Below are 18,085 nucleotides of genomic sequence, written 5' to 3'. Positions count from 1 at the left end.
AGATGAGTGAGCTTGACGGAGTCGGCGAGATCGACGGCTCCTGGTCCGACGAGTCCGAATTCACCGCGCTGGACGCCCAGATCGCCGCGGGCGAGGCCGAGGAGGAGGCGCAGCTCGCGCAGCCGGTCCTCGCCGTCGTCGGCAGGCCGAACGTGGGCAAGTCCACCCTGGTCAACCGTATTCTCGGCCGTCGCGAGGCGGTCGTGCAGGACGTCCCCGGCGTGACCAGGGACCGCGTCGCCTACGACGCCTTCTGGGCGGGCCGCCGGTTCACCCTGGTCGACACGGGCGGCTGGGAACCGGACGCGACCGGGCTGCAGGCCTCCGTCGCCGCGCAGGCCGAGATCGCGATGGCCACCGCCGACGCGGTACTGCTGGTCATCGACGCGAGCGTCGGCGCGACCGCGACCGACGAGGCCGCCTCGAAGGTGCTGCGCCGCTCGAAGAAGCCGGTGCTGCTCGTCGCCAACAAGGTCGACGACGACCGCCTGCTCGCCGACACCGCGTCGCTGTGGTCGCTCGGCCTCGGCGAACCGCATCCGGTCAGCGCGCTGCACGGCCGTAGTTCGGGTGACCTGCTCGACGCGATCGTCAAGGCACTGCCGACGATGCCGCGCGACGGTGAGCGCGCGACCGCGGGCCCGCGCCGTGTTGCGCTGGTCGGCAAGCCGAACGTGGGCAAGTCCAGCCTGCTGAACAAGATCTCCGGCGAAGAGCGGTCCGTGGTGGACTCGGTGGCCGGTACCACTGTCGACCCGGTCGACTCGCTGGTCGAGCTGGACGGCGACGTCTGGCGGTTCGTCGACACCGCGGGTCTGCGCAAGCGCGTCAACTCGGCCAATGGCGCGGAGTACTACGCGTCGCTGCGGACCAAGACCGCGATCGACGCGGCCGAGGTCGCGATCGTGCTGCTGGACGCCGCCGAGCCGCTTTCGGAGCAGGACCTGCGGGTGCTGACCATGGTCGTCGAGGCGGGCCGCGCCTGCGTGCTCGCCTTCAACAAGTGGGACCTCGTCGACGAGGACCGCCGCCACGCCATGGTCCGTGAGCTGGACCGCGGCCTGGTGCGGGTGCCGTGGGCGGACAAGGTCAACATCTCCGCGCTCACCGGCCGGTCCGTGCGCAAGCTCGCGCCCGCGCTGCGGACCGCGCTGAAGTCGTGGGACCAGCGCGTCCCGACCGGTCAGCTGAACGGCTGGCTGGCCGAGCTCATCGCCGCGACCCCGCCGCCGGTGCGCGGCGGCAAGCAGCCGAAGGTGCTGTTCGCGACCCAGGCGGGCATCCGGCCGCCGACGCTGGTCCTTTTCACCACCGGATTCCTCGAAGCGGGCTATCGCCGGTTCATCGAACGCAAGTTCCGTGAGCGATTCGGCTTCGAAGGCAGCCCCGTCCGGGTGAATGTCCGGGTGCGGGAAAAGAAGCAAAGGCCCAAGGTCGGCGGAAAAGCGGCGGGTAATAAACCGAAGGCACGCTGACTTCTCACGATGTAGGTGAATATTTCACTGGGTGGACACGCCGATGACCTCGGGTTTCGGCGTGTCCGCCGGTGAGGTTCGACACTCTGTCGAGACCCTGCCGAGATATGCCGTTGACCTGCGGTAAAGTGATTGGTCTGCTAGCGGGCGCCTCATTCGGAGAGCGAGCCCGAATGACGCACTTCGCGAAAGGTGTGTGATGGGCTTGCGCGCCCAGGGGTTTGTTCTGCTCGGTTCTGTCTTGCCCGTGGTGATGCCCCGATGACGCTCACCGCCGATTCCCGGCCGATCGCCTGTGTCGCCGATGTCACGGTCGCCCCGTCACCCGCCCCCGTCGCCGATCGGGCCCTGTTCTGGTCCGGCCTCGGTGCCGGCGAGCGCACCCTGATCGACATCGTCGCCGAGACCGCCGCCCGCCATCCCAACGCGGGCGCGATCGACGACGGTGAGACCACGCTGTCCTACCGCAAGCTCGTCGAGGAGATCGACGCCTACGGCCGCAAGCTGACCGCCAACGGGGTCGGCGTCGGCGACCGGGTCGGCGTCCGGATCTCCTCCGGCACCGCGGAGCTCTACGTCGCGATCCTCGCCATCCTGTCCGTCGGCGCCGCCTACGTGCCTGTCGACGCGGACGACCCGGACGAGCGCGCCGAACTGGTCTTCGGCGAGGCCGACGTCGCCGCCGTCGTCTCCGATGGCGGCGCGATCACCGTGCTCGGCTCGCCCGGCGGCATCGAGGGTTCTCCCGCGCCCGCCGACGACGCCTGGATCATCTTCACCTCCGGTTCGACCGGTAAGCCGAAGGGCGTCGCGGTCTCGCACGCCTCGGCCGCCGCTTTCGTCGACGCCGAGGCCCAGCTGTTCCTCACCGAGGAGCCGATCGGCCCCGGTGACCGTGTGCTCGCCGGCCTGTCCGTCGCCTTCGACGCGTCCTGCGAAGAGATGTGGCTCGCCTGGCGCCACGGCGCCTGCCTGGTCCCGGCGCCGCGTTCGCTGGTGCGGACCGGTGTCGACCTCGGGCCGTGGCTGGTCGCGCAGGGCATCACCGTCGTCTCGACCGTTCCGACGCTGGCCGCGCTGTGGCCCGCCGACGCGCTCGAAGACGTTCGCCTGCTGATCTTCGGCGGCGAAGCCTGCCCGCCCGAGCTGGCCGAGCGTGTCGCCGTCGAAGGTCGCGAAGTCTGGAACACCTACGGCCCGACCGAGGCCACCGTCGTCGCCTGCGCAGCGCAGATGACCGGCGAGGGCCCGGTCCGGATCGGCCTGCCGCTGGCGGGCTGGCAGCTCGCCGTCGTCAACGAGGCCGGTGAGCCGGTCGCGATGGGGGAGACCGGCGAGCTGGTCATCGGCGGCGTCGGACTGGCCCGCTACCTGGACCCGGAGAAGGACGCCGAGAAGTTCGCGCCGCTGCCCTCGCTGGGCTGGCGCCGCGCGTACCGCAGCGGTGACATGGTCCGCGCCGAAGCCGAGGGCCTGCTGTTCCTCGGGCGTCTCGACGAGCAGGTCAAGCTCGGCGGCCGCCGTATCGAACTGGGCGAGGTCGACGCCGCGCTCCAGGCGCTGCCCGGCGTGCAGGGTGCCGCCGCCGCGATCCGCCGCACCAAGGCGGGCAACCAGGTTCTCGTCGGGTACGTCGTGCCCGCCGAAGGCGTGAAGTTCGACCACGACGAGGCCGCGACCCGGCTGCGCGAGCAGCTGCCCGCCGCGCTCGTCCCGTTGCTGGCGCTGATCGACGACCTGCCCACGCGCACCTCCGGCAAGGTCGACCGCAACGCGCTGCCCTGGCCGCTGTCCACTGTGGACGCCGCGAAATCCGGTCTGTCGCCGACGGAGAGCTGGCTCGCCGAAGGCTGGGCGGAGATCCTGGGCGTCTCGGTCGACAATCCGAAGGCCGACTTCTTCACCAACGGCGGCGGGAGCCTGACGGCCGCGCAGCTGATCGCGCGGATCCGCACTCGCCACCCGCAGGTGTCGGTGAACGACATCTACGCCAACCCGAAGCTCGGCGCGCTCGCGTCGATGCTGGACGCGCTGAGCGGCCAGAAGACCGAACGCCGCGACATCGCGCCGACCCCGCGCAAGGCGGGCGTCATCCAGTCGCTGCTGATGATCCCGCTGATGGGTCTCGTCGGCCTGCGCTGGACGACGATCGCCGCGACGTTGTCGAACGTCCTGTCGCTGGCCGGTTTCGCCTGGGCGCCGACGCTGAACTGGGTGTGGATCGCCGTCGCGTGGGTCGCGCTGTTCAGCCCGGCGGGCCGGATCGCCATCTCGGCGACCGGTTCGCGGCTGCTGCTGCGCGGAGTTCGTCCCGGTAGCTACCCGCGTGGCGGGAATGTCCACTTGCGACTGTGGACGGCCGAGAAGCTGGCCGAGTTCAGCGGCGCGGACAGTGTCGCGGGCGCTTCCTGGATGACGACGTACGCCAAGGCCCTCGGCGCGCGGATCGCCAAGGACGTCGACCTGCACTCCCCGCCGCCGGTCACCGGCATGCTGAAACTCGGCCGTGGCGCCGCCATCGAACCCGAGGTCGATCTGACCGGCCACTGGGTGGACGGCGATCTCGTGCACATCGGCAAGATCCGGATCGGCGCCGACGCGCGGATCGGTGCGCGCAGCACGCTGTTCCCCGGCGCGCGGATCGGCAAGGGCGCGGAGATCGCGGCCGGGTCGACCGTCCGTGGCAACGTGCCCGCCGGGCAGCGCTGGGCCGGTGCGCCCGCGGCCCGTGCCAGCAAGGACGCGCTGAAGTGGCCGTCGAGCCGCCCGCCGCGTTCGCGGTTCTGGGCCACGGTCTACGGCGCGACCTCGGTCGCGCTGGGTCTGCTGCCCGCCGCTGCCGCCCTGCCCGCCGTCGCGGTGCTGGGTTACGCGATCACCGGAGCGCCCTCGCTGGGCGCCGCGCTCGGCCAGGCGTTGCTGTTCACGCCGCTCGCGACCATCGCGTACTTCCTGAGCTACGCCCTGCTCGTGCTCGTCGGCGTCCGGTCGCTGAGCATCGGCATGGTCGAGGGCTACCACCCCGTGCACGGCCGCGTCGCGTGGCAGGTCTGGGCGACCGAACGGCTGATGGGCATGGCGCGTGAGGGCTTGTTCCCCTTGTACGCCAGCCTGTTCACCCCGGTGTGGCTGCGGATGCTCGGCGCGAAGGTCGGCCGCAACGTCGAGGCGTCCACCGTTCTCGCGCTGCCGAAGATGACCCAGGTGGACAGTGGCGCGTTCCTCGCGGACGACACCATGGTCGCCACCTACGAACTCGGCCACGGCTGGCTGCACGTCGCGCCGGCGCGGATCGGCAAGCAGGCGTTCCTCGGCAACTCGGGGATGGCCGCGCCCGGCCGTTCGGTGCCCAAGCGTGGCCTGGTCGGCGTGCTGTCGTCGGCCCCGCTGAAGGCGAAGAAGGGCTCGTCGTACCTCGGGATGCCGCCGCTGCCGGTTCGCCGGTCGGTCGGCGAGTCCGACACGAGCCGCACCTACACGCCGCCGCTGCGGCTGAAGGCGGCCCGAGCGCTCGTCGAACTGTGCCGGATCGTGCCGGTGATGTGCGGCGTCGCGCTGACCGTGCTGGTCGCCGCCGGGATCTTCGCGCTGGCGTCGTCCTTCGGGTTCTTGGTCGCGGTGCTGCTCGGCGGGCCGCTGCTGCTCGCCGCCGGAGCCGTCGCCGCGCTGACCGCCACCGCGATGAAGTGGCTGCTGGTCGGCCGGTTCCGCGCGATCGACCATCCGTTGTGGAGCTCGTTCGTCTGGCGCAACGAACTCGCCGACACCTTCGTCGAGGCGCTCGCCGTCCCGTGGCTGATCGGTTCCCTCGGCGGCACGCCGCTGCTGCCCGCGTGGCTGCGCACCATGGGCGTCAAGATCGGCCGCGGGGTGTGGCTGGAGACGTACTGGCTGCCCGAGTCGGATCTGGTGAGCCTGGGCGACGGCGCGACGATCAACCGCGGCTGTGTCGTGCAGACGCATCTGTTCCACGACCGGATCATGACGATGTCGCCGGTGACCCTGGACGAGGGAGCGACGCTCGGGCCGCACGGTATCGTGCTGCCTGGTGCGAGCATCGGCGCGCGGACGACCGTCGGACCGGGGTCCCTGGTGACCCGGGGCGACGCGGTTCCCGCCGACTCGCGCTGGCTCGGGAATCCCATCTCGGCCTGGACGAAGTAGGGAAGCGGGGTCTTTCGCGGGTGATTTCGAAGGCCTCCGCGCAGCCCTCGCCCGGCGCGGACACCTCCGGCGACTCCTATCTGCCTCATCACGGTAACGGCGGTTACCGCGTCCGGCACTACGATCTGGAGCTGGACTACAAGATCGGTCCCAACCGGCTGTCGGCCTCCGCGGCCATCACCGCGGAGGCGACGCAGGCGCTGTCGCGCTTCACGCTCGACTTCGGCGAGTTCCGGATCAACCGGGTGCTGGTCAACGGGAAACCGGCCAAGTACACGCGGCGCGGGCACAAGCTGCAGGTGAAGCCCGCGAAGTCAGTGGCGCTCGGTAGCGAGTTCCTGGTGGAGATCCACTACGTCGGCAATCCGCGTCCGCTTCCCGGGCTGTGGGGCGACATCGGCTGGGACGAACTGACCGACGGTTCGCTGGTGGCGAGCCAGCCGGTCGGGGCGCCATCGTGGTTCCCGTGCAACGACCATCCGGCGGACAAGGCGACCTACCGCGTCGCGCTGACAACGTCTTCGCCGTACCTCGTGGCCGTCACCGGGAACCTGGTGTCACGGCTTTCGCGCGCGAGCACCACGCGGTGGGTCTTCGAACGCCCGGAGCCGACGCCGACGTATCTGATGAGTGTCCAAATCGGACGGTACGACGACGTCGAACTCGTCTCCGGTCCTCAGCCCGGCTGGTTCTCGCAACCCTCGGTCGCGGCGTTCCGGATCAGTCTCGACGGTGATTCGGTGGTCGCCGCGATCCCGCAACGGGCCGCCGTCCCGCCGCGCCTGCGCCGCCCGTTCACCCGCGATTTCGGGCGGCAGGGCAAGATCATGGACTCGCTGCAACGCTTGTTCGGCCCGTATCCGTTCGGCGAATACGTCATCGTGGTCACCGACGACGACCTCGACGACCCGATCGAAGCGCAGGGCATGTCGATCTTCGGCGCCAACCACGTCGACGGACGGCGCACCCATGAGCGGCTCGTCGTGCACGAACTGGCGCATCAGTGGTTCGGCAACAGCCTGACCGTCGCCGACTGGCGGCACATCTGGCTGAACGAGGGCTTCGCGACGTACGCGGAATGGCTCTGGTCCGAGGAATCCGGCGGGCAGAGCGCGCACACCTGGGCGAAGACGTGGCACGCGCGCATGAAAGCTAAGCCCGCGGATCTGCGCCTCGCCGATCCCGGAGTGTCGCGGATGTTCGACGAGCGGGTGTACAAACGCGGCGGCCTTCTGTTGCACGCCTTGCGTTCTGATCTCGGCGACGCGGTTTTCTTCCCGCTGGTGAAGGCTTGGGCGGTGGAGAACCGGCACGGTTTGGTGACCACCGCTGCTTTCGTTGCTCTCGCTGAGCGGTTCGCCGGCCGCTCGCTGAGCTTCTTCTTCGCCGCCTGGCTGGACGCTCCGGCGCTACCCCCTCTCCCTCCGCTGCCTTGAGGGGTTCCCAATGTCGCATTTGAGACGCTCAGCGACTCAAATGCGACATTGGGAACCTCGCGCGCGAGTTGCCCCGCAAGTTATCCACAGTGGGGCTGGTGTGGCGAGTTGTCCACAGGGGTGTCAAAGGGGACTGGTGCGAGGTAATCGCGCGATCCACGATCGTGGATGTGGTGCGAACTGGCGAATGGAACCGTGAGCGCGAGGCGCTCTTCGCGCACAGTCGCGGAGGAGTGATCACTGTCGCGCGGCTGGTGGAACTCGGTGTCCCGAGGAAGACGTGTTACCGGCGATGCCGTCCCGGCCAGCCATGGCAACGTCTGCTCCCGGGAGTGCTCTTGCTCGGGCCAGGGCAGCCGACACGAAGGCAGTTGGTCGACGGAGCCTTGCTCTATGGTGGGCCGGACGCGCTCGTCACCGGTCTTGAGGCTTGTCGTCGCCAAGGCTTGAGAGGGCTGAAAATCGCGTCTGGTGCCATCCATCTGTTGGTGCCTGCTTCCTGCAAGGTCAGCAGCGCCGGGTACGTCACGGTGGAGCGGACCACAAGGATGCCCCGGCCCACGGTCATCGACGGAGTCGCCGTGGCTCCGCTCGTCCGGGCAGTCCTCGACGAAAGCCGCCGCTTCACCACGCTAGATCCGATTCGGGCGTTGCTGACCGAAGCGGTTCAGCGCGGCGGGCTGAACCCCGAGGCCCTCATGAAGGAACTCGAAGACGGTAGCGACCGCGGCAGCGCACTACCCCGCGAGGTATTGCGTGACGTCCTGCGAGGCGCGAGGTCGGTCGCGGAGATCGACGCGATGGCCGTCTGGCGCCGGACCGGTCTTCCCGAACCGGTGTGGAATCAGGAACTGAGGGATGTCGCCGGTCGCTACATCGGGACTCCGGATGGGTACTTCAGGAAGGTCCGGCTGGTTTGGGAGATCGACTCGTACGACTTCCACTTCGCGCGGGCGCAGTACGCCGGCACGCTCGAGAGGAACAGCCGGTACACCGCCGAAGGCATCATGGTGCTGCAGACGCTTCCGGGCCGGTTGCGAACCGAGCCCGCGAGGGTGGCCGCTGAACTCGTGGCCGCGCACAGCGCTGCCGAAGCCCGCCTGAGCCTCCGATAAATCGGTGGTCCGCCACCAAAGCATCTCGCTACCGTCTTCCTGTCGACGCCGAGGAGGGGCGATGGGGCGGAAGAGTCCGCAGGAGAAGAAACGGCTGAGCTACGCCAAAGATCGCCGTAACCGCTACGGCGTGAACGACAAGTCCTCGCGTAAGAACATTCCGCGCCACAAGCGGCGAGTGAACCGGGCGAACCGGCATCGGGAGCAGCAGGTGCTCGGCGGAGTGGTGAATGTCGAGAGCGCCGCGGACGCCGAGGAAAGCCTGCTGAGGGTCCGGCCCCAGCGGTGGCAGAAGTGGCCTGACGCCACTCTCGGCGCGACAGTCGGGTGGAAGCTGACGAGAACGGAAAACCTGAGGTCGTTCGAGGCGGAGACCTTGTCGCCGTTGGGCGACGACGAACTGCGCGAAACGCTGGCGGCCGCGGTGCATCTCCTGCCGCTCAGGGACGCGGCGATCCTTCATTTTCTGTACTACGCCGGGCTTCGCGCCGGTGAGCTTTCCGCGCTGGACTTGCGGGACGTGTCCGTCGACGCGGTCGTCGTGCGCGGACCGCGGCGTCGCGTGGTCCCGATCCCGGCCGAGCTTCGGCCGTTGCTGGACGCCTACCTTCGGGAGCGCGCAGACGACGGGCCGGCGTTCTTTCTCAGCACCTGCGGTCGTCGTGTGCCGCCTGCGACGGTCAACCGTCTCGTGGCGGTCTTCGGGGTGTTGATCGGACGGCCCGGCTTGTCGGCGCGGACGCTGCGCAAGACCTTCGCCGTCAACCTGCTCCGGTCGGGCGTCGATCTCGACGACGCGGCTGTGCTGCTCGGGCATGTGTCGGCTGATGCCACTCGCGCCTATCTTGACCGATAGGTCGGATGTATCTACGGCTTTACGGGTGAGCGCTCTGGTCAAAGCGGGACTATCTCTGGAAACATGCCGGTCGCCAGGACTTGATCTGCGGTAAACGTAGTATGAATCTGGAGGCGACCCATGGCCGAGCTGTCCAGGCGATCGATGCTGAGGGTCGCGGCGGGGGCGGCGGCTTTCGGCGGGCTCTGGGCTCAGGGGGCTCCGCCGGCGTTCGCCGGGCAGGACGTACACCGCCGGATCGTCGACGACGCGCGCATGGTGTGGAAGCGCTTACCGAAGAGCTGGCAGGACGGTCCGTTCCTCGCGAACGGCTTCCTGGGCGTCCAGGTCTACGCGGGGGCGCGGCCGAACGTCCTCAAGGTGATGCTCAGTCATTCCCAGGTCCAGGACCAGCGCGGACAGTGGGAAGCGGGCATCGGGTACTCGCGGCTTCCGATCGGGTACCTCACGCTCACGTTCGCGGGAGCGATCACGGCGGTCGACTGGCACCTCGACCTGTACAACGCCGAGCTCGGCGGCACGATCACCACGACCCAGGGGTCGGTGCGGTTTTCCGCGCTGATCCACAACGACCAGGACCTCCTCCTCGTCTCGCTCGCCGGGGAGGCGGCCGCGGACTGGGGGTTCACGCCGCTCAAATCGGCGACGACCCGGACGATCCGCAAACCGCCGGAGTACACGGCCAATCCTGATCCGAAGATCGCCGCCGTGGGCGCGGTCCAGTACTGCGAGCAGCCGCTTCACGCAGGTGGCGGGTACACGACGGCGTGGCGTGAGCGGACCATCGGTACGCGACGGCTGCTCGCGGCGACGGTCGCGTACGGGTTTCCGAAGCCGACCCATACCGCCGAAGCGATCAAGCGAGTCCAGTGGGCGTCGGCGGCGATTCCGGACGTGCTCGTCGCGGACCATCGGCGTTGGTGGAACGCCTTCTACCGGCGCAGCCTGGTGTCCGTTCCGGACAAGCGCGTCCAGCGGTTCTACTGGATCCAGCTGTACAAGACCGCTTGCGCCACTCGCGCGAACGGACCGGTCGTCGCCGAATGGGGGCCGTGGTTCCCGGAGGTCGGCAACAGCTGGACGGCGGTGTGGTGGAACCTCAACGTCCAGGTCACGTACCCGATCGTCAACAGCAGCAACCATCCCGAACTCGACGCGGTCACCGAGACCTTCCGTCGCGACCACGCGAATCTCGAGCTCTCGGTCCCTCCCGCTCACCGGGACGGCGACACGTACGCCCTTTCGCATCCGGGGGACTGGCGGCTGCGCCCCGGCGGCACCCGCGCGGTCGGGATTCCCGGCCCGGCCACCAAGAACGACCAGACCGGCAACTTGATCTGGGGCCTGCACAACGTCTGGCTCGCGTACCGGCACTGCATGGACGTCCGCATTCTGCGCGATGTCCTGTATCCGACGCTCGCCAAGGCGCTCAACTACTACCGCCATTTCCTCGTCACCGGACCGGACGGTTTCCTGCATCTGCCGATGACGCGCTCGCCCGAGTACGCCGACGCGGCCGACTGCACCTACGACCTGTCACTGATCCGCTGGGCCGCGCGCACCCTCGTCGACTCGGCGGCCAAGCTGCGCATCGACGATCCGCGCGTGCCCGCGTGGCGGGAGATCGGCGAGAAACTGGTGCCTTATCACCAGGATCCCGTTCAGGGAGCGCTGATCGGCGACGGTGTCCCGCTGGCCGAATCACACCGGCACTTCTCGCATCTGCTCTGGCTCTACCCGCTGCGCGAGAAGCTTTGGGATCGTCCCGCCGACCGGGACCTCATGCGCCGCACGTTCGCGCATTGGTCGGGTATCCAGGACAAATGGCACGGGTACAGCTTCGCGGCCGCATCGTCGATGAGTTCCGTGATGGACGCGCCCGAAGAAGCCTTGCGGTACTTGAAGATCTTCCTCGACGGCACGGTCGTGGCCGACACCCAGCTGACGCCGAACACGATGTACCGCGAAGGATCGAATCTCGCCATCGAAAGTCCCATCACCGCCGCGCAGTCCGTTGTGGACATGCTCCTGCAAGGTGATCACGGCGTGCTGAAGGTCTTCCCGTCGGTGTCGTCGTCTTGGCGGGACGCGTCCTTCGAGAGCCTGCGCACGGAAGGTGCCTTTCTCGTGGACGCTTCCCGCAGGAACGGTGCGACCGAGTGGATCCGCGTCCGTAGCGAGGCGGGGGAGCCGCTCACGCTCCAGCACGGGATCCCCGGCGACATCGAGGTCCGCGACGCGCGCGGGAGGCGGCTCCCTTGGCGTGCCGAAGGTCCGGGCATGATCTCGGTCCGGCTCGGCCGCGGCGGGACGGCCGTCGTCACTCGGCGCGGCGCGCGTCCGGCGCTGGAACCGCGTGACGTGCCCGGCGACCGCGAGACTCCGGCATGGGGACTCGACCAGGAGGTCTGAGGATGGACATCACCCGCAGGACGATGCTCGGCGGAGCGCTGGCGGGCGTGGCGGCGGCCGGGTTCGCGCCGTCCGCGTCGGCGGCGGAGGTCGACAGCGGCCTCGACTGGCCCGGTTTCCTCGGCGCGGCGGACCTGGTTTGGCGCAGAATGCCGAAGACCTGGTACGAAGGTCCTTTCCTCGGAAACGGTTTCCTCGGCTCGGGCGTCTACGCCGAACCGGGCCGCAACGCCATCCGGTTCAACGTCCAGCACAGTGAAGTGCAGGACCATCGCCCCGAGTTCGGCTCCCTGTTCGGCCTCGCGCGGTTGCCGATCGGCCATTTCACCCTCGAACCGGTCGGTGCCATCACCGGGATCGACTGGCGGATGGACCTGTGGAACGCCGAACTCCGGGGCGTCATCACCACGGCGGCGGGCAGTCTTTCGCTGCGGGCGATCGTCCACACCGGACAGTCTTTGCTGGCCGTCGAGATCGAACCGACCGAGGGCGAACGCGGCTTCGAGTGGATCTTCCATCCGGCCGAGGCGGTGAGCCCGAGAACGGATCCGAAGTTCGGGAAGCCGCCGCCCGCCGGTTACGTCGCCAACCCGCCCGCGACCCGGGAAACCAGCGGTGACATCAGGCTTTCCGTGCAGGGTCTGCTGGCCGGCGGCGAGCACGTGACGGCCTGGCGCGAGACCACTCGGGGATCGAAGCGGACGTTGTACACGTCGGTCGCCTGGTCGTACCCCACCAAGACGGCCGCACGAGAGGCGCTTAAGACGGTCCGCCGGGCCGAGTCGTTCAACGTCCTCACGATCGAGCATCGCCGCTGGTGGCACGACTACTACCGGCACGGCTTCCTGTCCATTCCGGACACCCGGCTCCAGAGCTTCTACTGGATCCAGCTGTACAAGATCGCTTCGGCGGCGCGAAAAGAAGCTCCCGTCATGGCGACCTGCGGACCGTGGCTCGAACCGACCCCGTGGCCCGCGACGTGGTGGAACCTCAACGTCCAGCTGGAGTACTGGCTCATCCACGGCTCGAACCACCTCGAACTGGACGCCGTCGGCCACGCGCTCGGCAAGTGCCGCGCGAATCTGACGAGCCAGATCGCCGAGCCGTACCAGCACGATTCCGCGGGGATCCCGCGTACGACCGACATGAACCTGCTCAACGGAGCGGCCGGGACGAACTCCGGCTTCCCGGTCGGCGTCCCCGGGAAGGAGACGCCGACGCCGGAGGTCGGCAACCTCACCTGGGCGCTGCACAACGTCTGGCTGTCCTATCGGCACACGATGGACTCGCGACTCCTGCGGGACACTCTGTTCCCCTTGCTGCGCAAGGCGATCAACTACTATCTCCACTTCCTCACGCCCGGCGCGGACGGGAAGCTGCACCTGCCCGCGACGTTCTCCCCGGAATACGGCGTCAACGCCCCCGACTGCAACTACGACCTCGCGCTGATCCGCTGGGGCTGCAAAACCCTCCTGGAGTCGGCGGCGGACCTGCGGATCGAGGACCCGCTCGCGCGGCGATGGCGGGAAGTGCTGGCCACGCTGGTCCCGTATCCCGCCGACGCCAACGGCTTCATGATCGGCGCGGGCGTGCCGTTCGCGAAATCGCATCGGCACTATTCGCATCTGCTGCAGGTGTACCCGCTGTACGAGATCACCTGGGAGCGGCCGGAGCACCGGCGGATCATCGAGACCTCACTCGACCACTGGGTGGGCTTCGAGGGTGCGTTGCAGGGCTACACGTTCACGGGCGCCGCCTCGATGTCGGCGCAGATGCTGCGTGGCGACAAGGCCGAGTTCTACCTCGGGGAACTGCAGCGGCGCTACATCCAGCCGAACACGATGTACAAGGAATCCGGACCGGTCATCGAGACGCCGCTTTCGGCCGCGCAGTCGCTGCACGACATGCTCGTGCAGAGCTGGGGCGGGGTCATCCGGCTCTTCCCGGCCGTACCCGCCCGATGGGCGGACGCCGCGCTGCGCGACTTCCGGACGGAGGGCGCGTTCCTGCTCAGCGCCTCGCGGCAGGGCGGGAAGACGCGCTGGATCAAGATCACCAGTGAGGCGGGGGCGCCGTGCGTGCTGCGGACGGATCTGGAAGGAGAGTTGACCGTCCGCGACCGGTGGGGGAGGCCGAAACGCTGGCGGCGGCTGCCGAACGGGGACGTCCGGATCGACCTGCGGCGCGGCGAAGAGGCCGTCGTGCACCGCGAGGGCGACAAGCCCGACCTCGAGATCCGGCCCGTGCCCGCGAACGGAGACGGCGCGTCGTGGGGGATGCCGTGACTTCGCGGGCGGTGATACGCAAGAGTGGCCCTGTACTTCCGCAGGATGACAGGAGCACGGATGTCCCAGCCGCCGCAACAGCCGTATCAGCAGCCGGGCTGGTACGGCGCACCGCAACAGCCGCCCCAGCCGCCGCCCTCGAACAAGACGGCGCTCTGGATCGGGCTGGGCGTGCTGGGACTGGTCGTGGTGGTCGCCGTCGTGGCGATCACCGGCTTCGTGGCGCCGGGGTTCTTCCTTTCGGACTCGAAGGGCAAGAGCGCGATCGCGTCGTCGTCGCAGACGCCGACGTCGAGTGCCCAGGACACGACGACTCCGCAGAGCCAGGCGCAGATCCCCACGGACCGTCTTGCGATGCCGAAACGCACCACGCCGTTGGCGGATCCGGCGAACTGCGCCTACCCGGCGAAGTCCGATGGTGAGGTGCCCAAAAAGGCCACCCCGCCCGCGGCGGGCCCGACTCCGGCGTCCGGCACGACGGCGCTCACGGTCAAGACGACGGCGGGCGACATCGGGTTGACACTGGACCGCGCGCTCGCGCCGTGCACCGTGGCGAACTTCCTTTCGCTGGCGCAGCAGGGTTACTACGACGGGACCTCGTGCCACCGTCTCGGTACCTCGGGGCTGCAGATGCTCCAGTGCGGCGACCCGGCGGGCAACGGGACGGGCGGGCCGGGGTACACCATCCCGGACGAGATCTTCCCGGAACTCCGGTACGGCCGCGGGATCCTCGCCATGGCGAAGACCCAGGACCCGGACTCGGGCGGTAGCCAGTTCTTCATGGTCTTCGGCGAAGCAGAACTGCCGCCGGAGTACACGGTGTTCGGGAGCATCTCGGACGCGGGCCTGCAGACACTCGACAAGGTCGCGCGCGGTGGCGTCGACGACGCGAAGGGCACCGGTGACGGGACAGGCCCGCCGCGGATCCCGGTGACGTTCCAGTCGATCGCGGTGGGCTGAACCGCCGAGACGTCAGAAGGCGCTGCGGACGGTTCCGCCGTCGACGCGGATCGTCGCGCCGCTGATGTACTCGGCGTACGGGCCGCAGAGGTACGCGACGGCACCGGCGATCTCCTCGGGCCTGCCGTAGCGGACCCGGTCGTTGGGCACGATCTCGCGGACCGAGTTGTACTCGATCTCCTCCCAGGTCTGGCCCCAGCCGCGCTCCGGCGCCAGCGCTGTCAGGAAGTCCTGGACGGCGGGGACGAGGATCGCGCCAGGCGCGACGACATTGGAGGTCACGCGTGTGCCCGCCAGGTCGCGGGCCAGTGAGACCGCCAGGTTGTGCCGGGCGGCCAGTGACGCGTTGTAGTGCGGATGGCTGTTGAACGGCTGGGTGCCCAGACCGCCCCCGATGGTGACGACTCGTCCGTAGTCGCGCTCGCGCATGGCGGGGACGAGCCGCTGGATCATCCGCACGCCGGAGACGACGTTGACGTTGTAGGTGTGCAGCCAGACGTCGGCGGTGGCCTCGTCCCAGTCCAGGTGTTCGTAGGCGCCGGCGTTGTTGACCAGGATGTCGACGGCGCCGCCGGCGAGCGCGTGCTCGGCGGTTTGATCCGCGCCGGCGTCGGTGCCGAGGTCTCCGATCGCGACGGCCGCCTTTCCGCCGTCTTCGGCGATCGAGTCGGCGACAGCCTGTGCGCGCCCGGCGTCGCGACCGTGGATCACGACCTCGGCGCCTTCGGCGGCGAGCAGGCGGGCGGTGGTTTCCCCGAGGCCGGCCGTCGAGCCCGTGATCAAGGCTCGACGGCCCTTGAGCTGTAGATCCATGAGAAATCCTTCCGGGTCGGCGCTATGTCTGCAGCTGTATACTACGCTCGGTTATGTATCCACCTGTAGACTTAGCCGCATGAGCCGCACCACACCCCGCGCCCGCAACGCGGCCGCGACCCGGCAGGCCATTCTCGACTCGGCGATCACGGCGTTCACCCGCCACGGATACGACGGCGTCGGCCTCCGTGAGATCGCGGCCGCGGCGGGCGTGACGGCGATCCTGATCAACCGCTACTTCGGCTCCAAGGAAGCGTTGTTCACCGAGGTCGTCGCCGTTTCCTTTGCGCAGCCCACGATGGTCCCGACCGAACCGGCCGACCTCGCCGCCCGGACCGCCCGCGCGCTCGTCGACCGCACTGCCCCGGAGGCCGAGCATCTCGGCCCGTTCGAGCTGATGCTCAAGTCGGCGGCCAATCCGAGGGCGGCGGAGATCATGCGGGAGGGGATCCTCGAGAACGTCGGCGCCCGGTTCGCCGACGCTCTGCGCGGCGATCACGCCGGGCAACGTGCCGAGCTGGGATTGGCCTTACTGGCGGGCACTTGGCTGATGCGCCGGATCATCGGCACGCCCGCACTGCGTGAAGCCGATCCTGACCAGCTGACGGCCCAGATCACCCGCGTCCTCACCGCGATCGTCGAGCCCGACCCGGAACTCACGTGACTGGACCCGGAACTCGCGTGATCAGGGACGGAACTCGCGTGATCACGGGCGGAACACTTGAGTGCGGCGTCCAGTCACGCGAGTTCCGGGTCCGATCACGCGAGTGCGGTCTCTGAGCACGCGAGTCCCGGCCGGCTCAGAGCGGGTTGTAGGCCCCCAGCGGAGCGGTGCAGAACGGTCCGCCGACGTACTCCGCCGCCGCCCCGGTCGGCGCCGGCCTGTCCGCCAGCTGATCGGCGTAGGTCTCGGCGTTGTCGAGCGATTTGTAGCCCAGTTCCTCGGCTTCGGCGAGCGAGTAGATCCGGCGGGTGTTGTCGGAGACGCCCCAGATCAGCCGGTAGCCGGGGGAGGGGTAGCTCAGGCAGGCCTCGAACAGACGGGCGCCGTCGTCGGGGGAGAGCCAGGTGGTCAGGCCGCGCGGGCCGAGGACGAGCGGATCTTCGAAGCACGAGCCGATCCGGATGACGATCACGTCCATGCCGAACCGTGAGTGGTACAGGCTGCCGAGCGATTCGATGGCCGCCTTGCTGACGCCGTAGTAGGTGTCGGGACGAGGCGTGGAGTCGGCGGGGAGGCCGGTTTCACCCGCCTCGTCGTTGCGGCGGAAGCCGACGGAGTGGTTGCTGGAAGCCAGGATCACACGCGGCACGCCGGCCGCCCGCGCGGCTTCGAGGACGGTGTGGGTGCCGTTGATGTTGACGTCGAGCGTGGCTTCCCACGAGTTCTCGCGGCTGTGCCCGCCCAAGTGGATCACCGCGTCGACGCCGGTACACGCCTTCGCCATCGCCTCCGGGTCGGTCACCGACGCGGTGATCAGCTCGACGTCCTCGCCACCCGAGGCTTCGGGCTGCGCTGCCAGGTCGAGCAGGCGCAGCACCCGGCCGGAACGGCGCAGCCGCGGCCGCATCAGGGTGCCGACGATGCCCGCCGAGCCGGTGATCAGGACGCGCTGGTCTGCCATGGGAACCCCTTGTCGGTAAAGGAAGAACGGGAAGGATCAGCGGATGCCGGCGCGGCGCAGTTGCTGGCCGAGTTCCGCGGTGATTTCGGCGAGGAGCTCACCGACGCGCTGGGCGTCGGCGTCGGTGACTTCGGTGACCGGCATGGAGCAGCTGATCGCGTCCGTGCCGGGGATGCGGTACGGGATCACGGCCGCGACGCACCGGACGCCGAGGCTGCCTTCCTCGATTTCCGCCGCATAGCCGCGTTCGCGGGTCTTCGCGCATTCGGCGTGCAGGGCTTCGGCCGAGGTGATGGTGTTCGGGGTCAGCGCGGACAGCTCTCCGGTCAGGAGTTCGCTGATCTCGTCGTGCGTCAGTTCGGCGAGCAACGCCTTCCCCAGCGCGGTGGCGTGGGTGGGCAGGGTGCGCCCGACGCGCGACACGAGGTGTGTCGAGTGCCGTGATTCGCGCGTCTCCAGGTAGACGACGTCGGTGCCCTCACGGCGCGCGAAGTGCGCGGTGAACCCGGTCTTCTCCCGGATCCGCTCCAACGCCTCGGTCGCGTACGGGACGACCGGGTCGCGGTCCAGATAGGCCGTGCCGCAGATCAGCGCGCGGACGCCGAGCCGGTAGCGGGCGGTGTTGGTGTCCACCTCCAGCCAGCCGGCTTCGAGCAGGGTGCGGAGCAGTCCGTGCAGGCTCGACCTGGGGAAACCGGTCCGCGCGTGGAGATCCGACAGGGAGAGCCAGACGTCATTCGCGGCGAAGGTCTCGATGAGGTCGATGGCCCGCCGTGCCGATTTCACCCCGGCGGGTTCGGGCGCGCCGGACGCGCCGTTCGCCACGGTGACAGCGGCTTCCTGCTGCGGCATCCGTGCTCCTCCATCCGGCCGTTGACTTGTGACTCCGGCCATATTAGCGTCCCGAACAGCGTTCTTATGGATGAACATAATCACTATAACAG

12 protein-coding genes are annotated in these 18,085 nt (G+C 69.0%); 9 read left to right on the top strand and 3 right to left on the bottom strand.

What is annotated here, in order from left to right; translation table 11 throughout:
* Window positions 1-2 precede the first annotated feature (2 nt).
* The 8 genes from der (at window position 3) to HDA45_RS04500 (ending at window position 14,703) form a co-directional block, all read left to right on the top strand.
* Complete coding sequence (gene der, locus HDA45_RS04535; protein ID WP_184892116.1) at window positions 3-1,475, top strand: ribosome biogenesis GTPase Der; 1,473 nt, start codon at window positions 3-5, stop codon at window positions 1,473-1,475.
* Between the two features lie 261 nt (window positions 1,476-1,736).
* Complete coding sequence (locus HDA45_RS04530; RefSeq protein ID WP_184892114.1) at window positions 1,737-5,639, top strand: Pls/PosA family non-ribosomal peptide synthetase; 3,903 nt, start codon at window positions 1,737-1,739, stop codon at window positions 5,637-5,639.
* 20 nt (window positions 5,640-5,659) lie between these two features.
* Window positions 5,660-7,075 carry a M1 family aminopeptidase gene (locus tag HDA45_RS04525; protein ID WP_184892112.1) on the top strand — a complete coding sequence of 472 codons (1,416 nt, stop codon included), beginning with the start codon at window positions 5,660-5,662 and terminating at the stop codon, window positions 7,073-7,075.
* 488 nt (window positions 7,076-7,563) lie between these two features.
* Window positions 7,564-8,190 (top strand): hypothetical protein, encoded by a 627-nt coding sequence (locus HDA45_RS04520; protein WP_343071978.1) that lies wholly within the window; start codon window positions 7,564-7,566, stop codon window positions 8,188-8,190.
* Window positions 8,191-8,251: 61 nt separating this feature from the next.
* On the top strand, window positions 8,252-9,046 hold the full coding sequence (locus tag HDA45_RS04515) for a tyrosine-type recombinase/integrase (RefSeq protein WP_184892107.1): 795 nt from the start codon (window positions 8,252-8,254) through the stop codon (window positions 9,044-9,046).
* Window positions 9,047-9,166: 120 nt separating this feature from the next.
* Window positions 9,167-11,458, top strand: a complete 2,292-nt coding sequence (locus tag HDA45_RS04510; RefSeq protein WP_184892105.1) for a glycosyl hydrolase family 95 catalytic domain-containing protein — start codon at window positions 9,167-9,169, stop codon at window positions 11,456-11,458.
* A gap of 2 nt (window positions 11,459-11,460) precedes the next feature.
* The gene (locus HDA45_RS04505) at window positions 11,461-13,743 is read left to right on the top strand and encodes a glycosyl hydrolase family 95 catalytic domain-containing protein (protein ID WP_184892103.1); all 2,283 of its coding nucleotides are present in this window, start codon (window positions 11,461-11,463) and stop codon (window positions 13,741-13,743) included.
* A gap of 60 nt (window positions 13,744-13,803) precedes the next feature.
* Window positions 13,804-14,703, top strand: coding sequence for a peptidylprolyl isomerase (locus HDA45_RS04500; RefSeq protein ID WP_184892101.1), 900 nt, complete (start codon window positions 13,804-13,806; stop codon window positions 14,701-14,703).
* Between the two features lie 12 nt (window positions 14,704-14,715).
* Here the strand turns inward: HDA45_RS04500 and HDA45_RS04495 are convergent, their stop codons facing one another.
* Window positions 14,716-15,516, bottom strand: coding sequence for an SDR family NAD(P)-dependent oxidoreductase (locus tag HDA45_RS04495; RefSeq protein ID WP_184892099.1), 801 nt, complete (start codon window positions 15,514-15,516; stop codon window positions 14,716-14,718).
* Between the two features lie 79 nt (window positions 15,517-15,595).
* On the opposite strand from HDA45_RS04495, the gene HDA45_RS04490 reads away from it, so the two are divergent.
* Window positions 15,596-16,180 carry a TetR/AcrR family transcriptional regulator gene (locus HDA45_RS04490; protein ID WP_184892097.1) on the top strand — a complete coding sequence of 195 codons (585 nt, stop codon included), beginning with the start codon at window positions 15,596-15,598 and terminating at the stop codon, window positions 16,178-16,180.
* A gap of 136 nt (window positions 16,181-16,316) precedes the next feature.
* Here the strand turns inward: HDA45_RS04490 and HDA45_RS04485 are convergent, their stop codons facing one another.
* Window positions 16,317-17,141, bottom strand: coding sequence for an NAD-dependent epimerase/dehydratase family protein (locus HDA45_RS04485; RefSeq protein ID WP_184892095.1), 825 nt, complete (start codon window positions 17,139-17,141; stop codon window positions 16,317-16,319).
* A gap of 36 nt (window positions 17,142-17,177) precedes the next feature.
* On the bottom strand, window positions 17,178-17,993 hold the full coding sequence (locus HDA45_RS04480; protein ID WP_184892093.1) for an IclR family transcriptional regulator: 816 nt from the start codon (window positions 17,991-17,993) through the stop codon (window positions 17,178-17,180).
* Window positions 17,994-18,085 lie beyond the last annotated feature (92 nt).

The organism is Amycolatopsis umgeniensis, from assembly GCF_014205155.1.
In the GTDB taxonomy this organism is placed as follows: domain Bacteria; phylum Actinomycetota; class Actinomycetes; order Mycobacteriales; family Pseudonocardiaceae; genus Amycolatopsis; species Amycolatopsis umgeniensis.
This window is presented reverse-complemented; position numbering and strand designations above follow the sequence as displayed.

Coding starts and splice junctions, on each gene's coding strand:
- HDA45_RS04515 (WP_184892107.1), top strand. CDS start 8,252: ATGGGGCGGAAGAGTCCGCAGGAGAAGAAACGGCTGAGCTACGCCAAA.
- HDA45_RS04530 (WP_184892114.1), top strand. CDS start 1,737: ATGACGCTCACCGCCGATTCCCGGCCGATCGCCTGTGTCGCCGATGTC.
- HDA45_RS04500 (WP_184892101.1), top strand. CDS start 13,804: ATGTCCCAGCCGCCGCAACAGCCGTATCAGCAGCCGGGCTGGTACGGC.
- HDA45_RS04485 (WP_184892095.1), bottom strand. CDS start 17,141: ATGGCAGACCAGCGCGTCCTGATCACCGGCTCGGCGGGCATCGTCGGC.
- HDA45_RS04505 (WP_184892103.1), top strand. CDS start 11,461: ATGGACATCACCCGCAGGACGATGCTCGGCGGAGCGCTGGCGGGCGTG.
- HDA45_RS04510 (WP_184892105.1), top strand. CDS start 9,167: ATGGCCGAGCTGTCCAGGCGATCGATGCTGAGGGTCGCGGCGGGGGCG.
- der (WP_184892116.1), top strand. CDS start 3: ATGAGTGAGCTTGACGGAGTCGGCGAGATCGACGGCTCCTGGTCCGAC.
- HDA45_RS04480 (WP_184892093.1), bottom strand. CDS start 17,993: ATGCCGCAGCAGGAAGCCGCTGTCACCGTGGCGAACGGCGCGTCCGGC.
- HDA45_RS04495 (WP_184892099.1), bottom strand. CDS start 15,516: ATGGATCTACAGCTCAAGGGCCGTCGAGCCTTGATCACGGGCTCGACG.
- HDA45_RS04490 (WP_184892097.1), top strand. CDS start 15,596: ATGAGCCGCACCACACCCCGCGCCCGCAACGCGGCCGCGACCCGGCAG.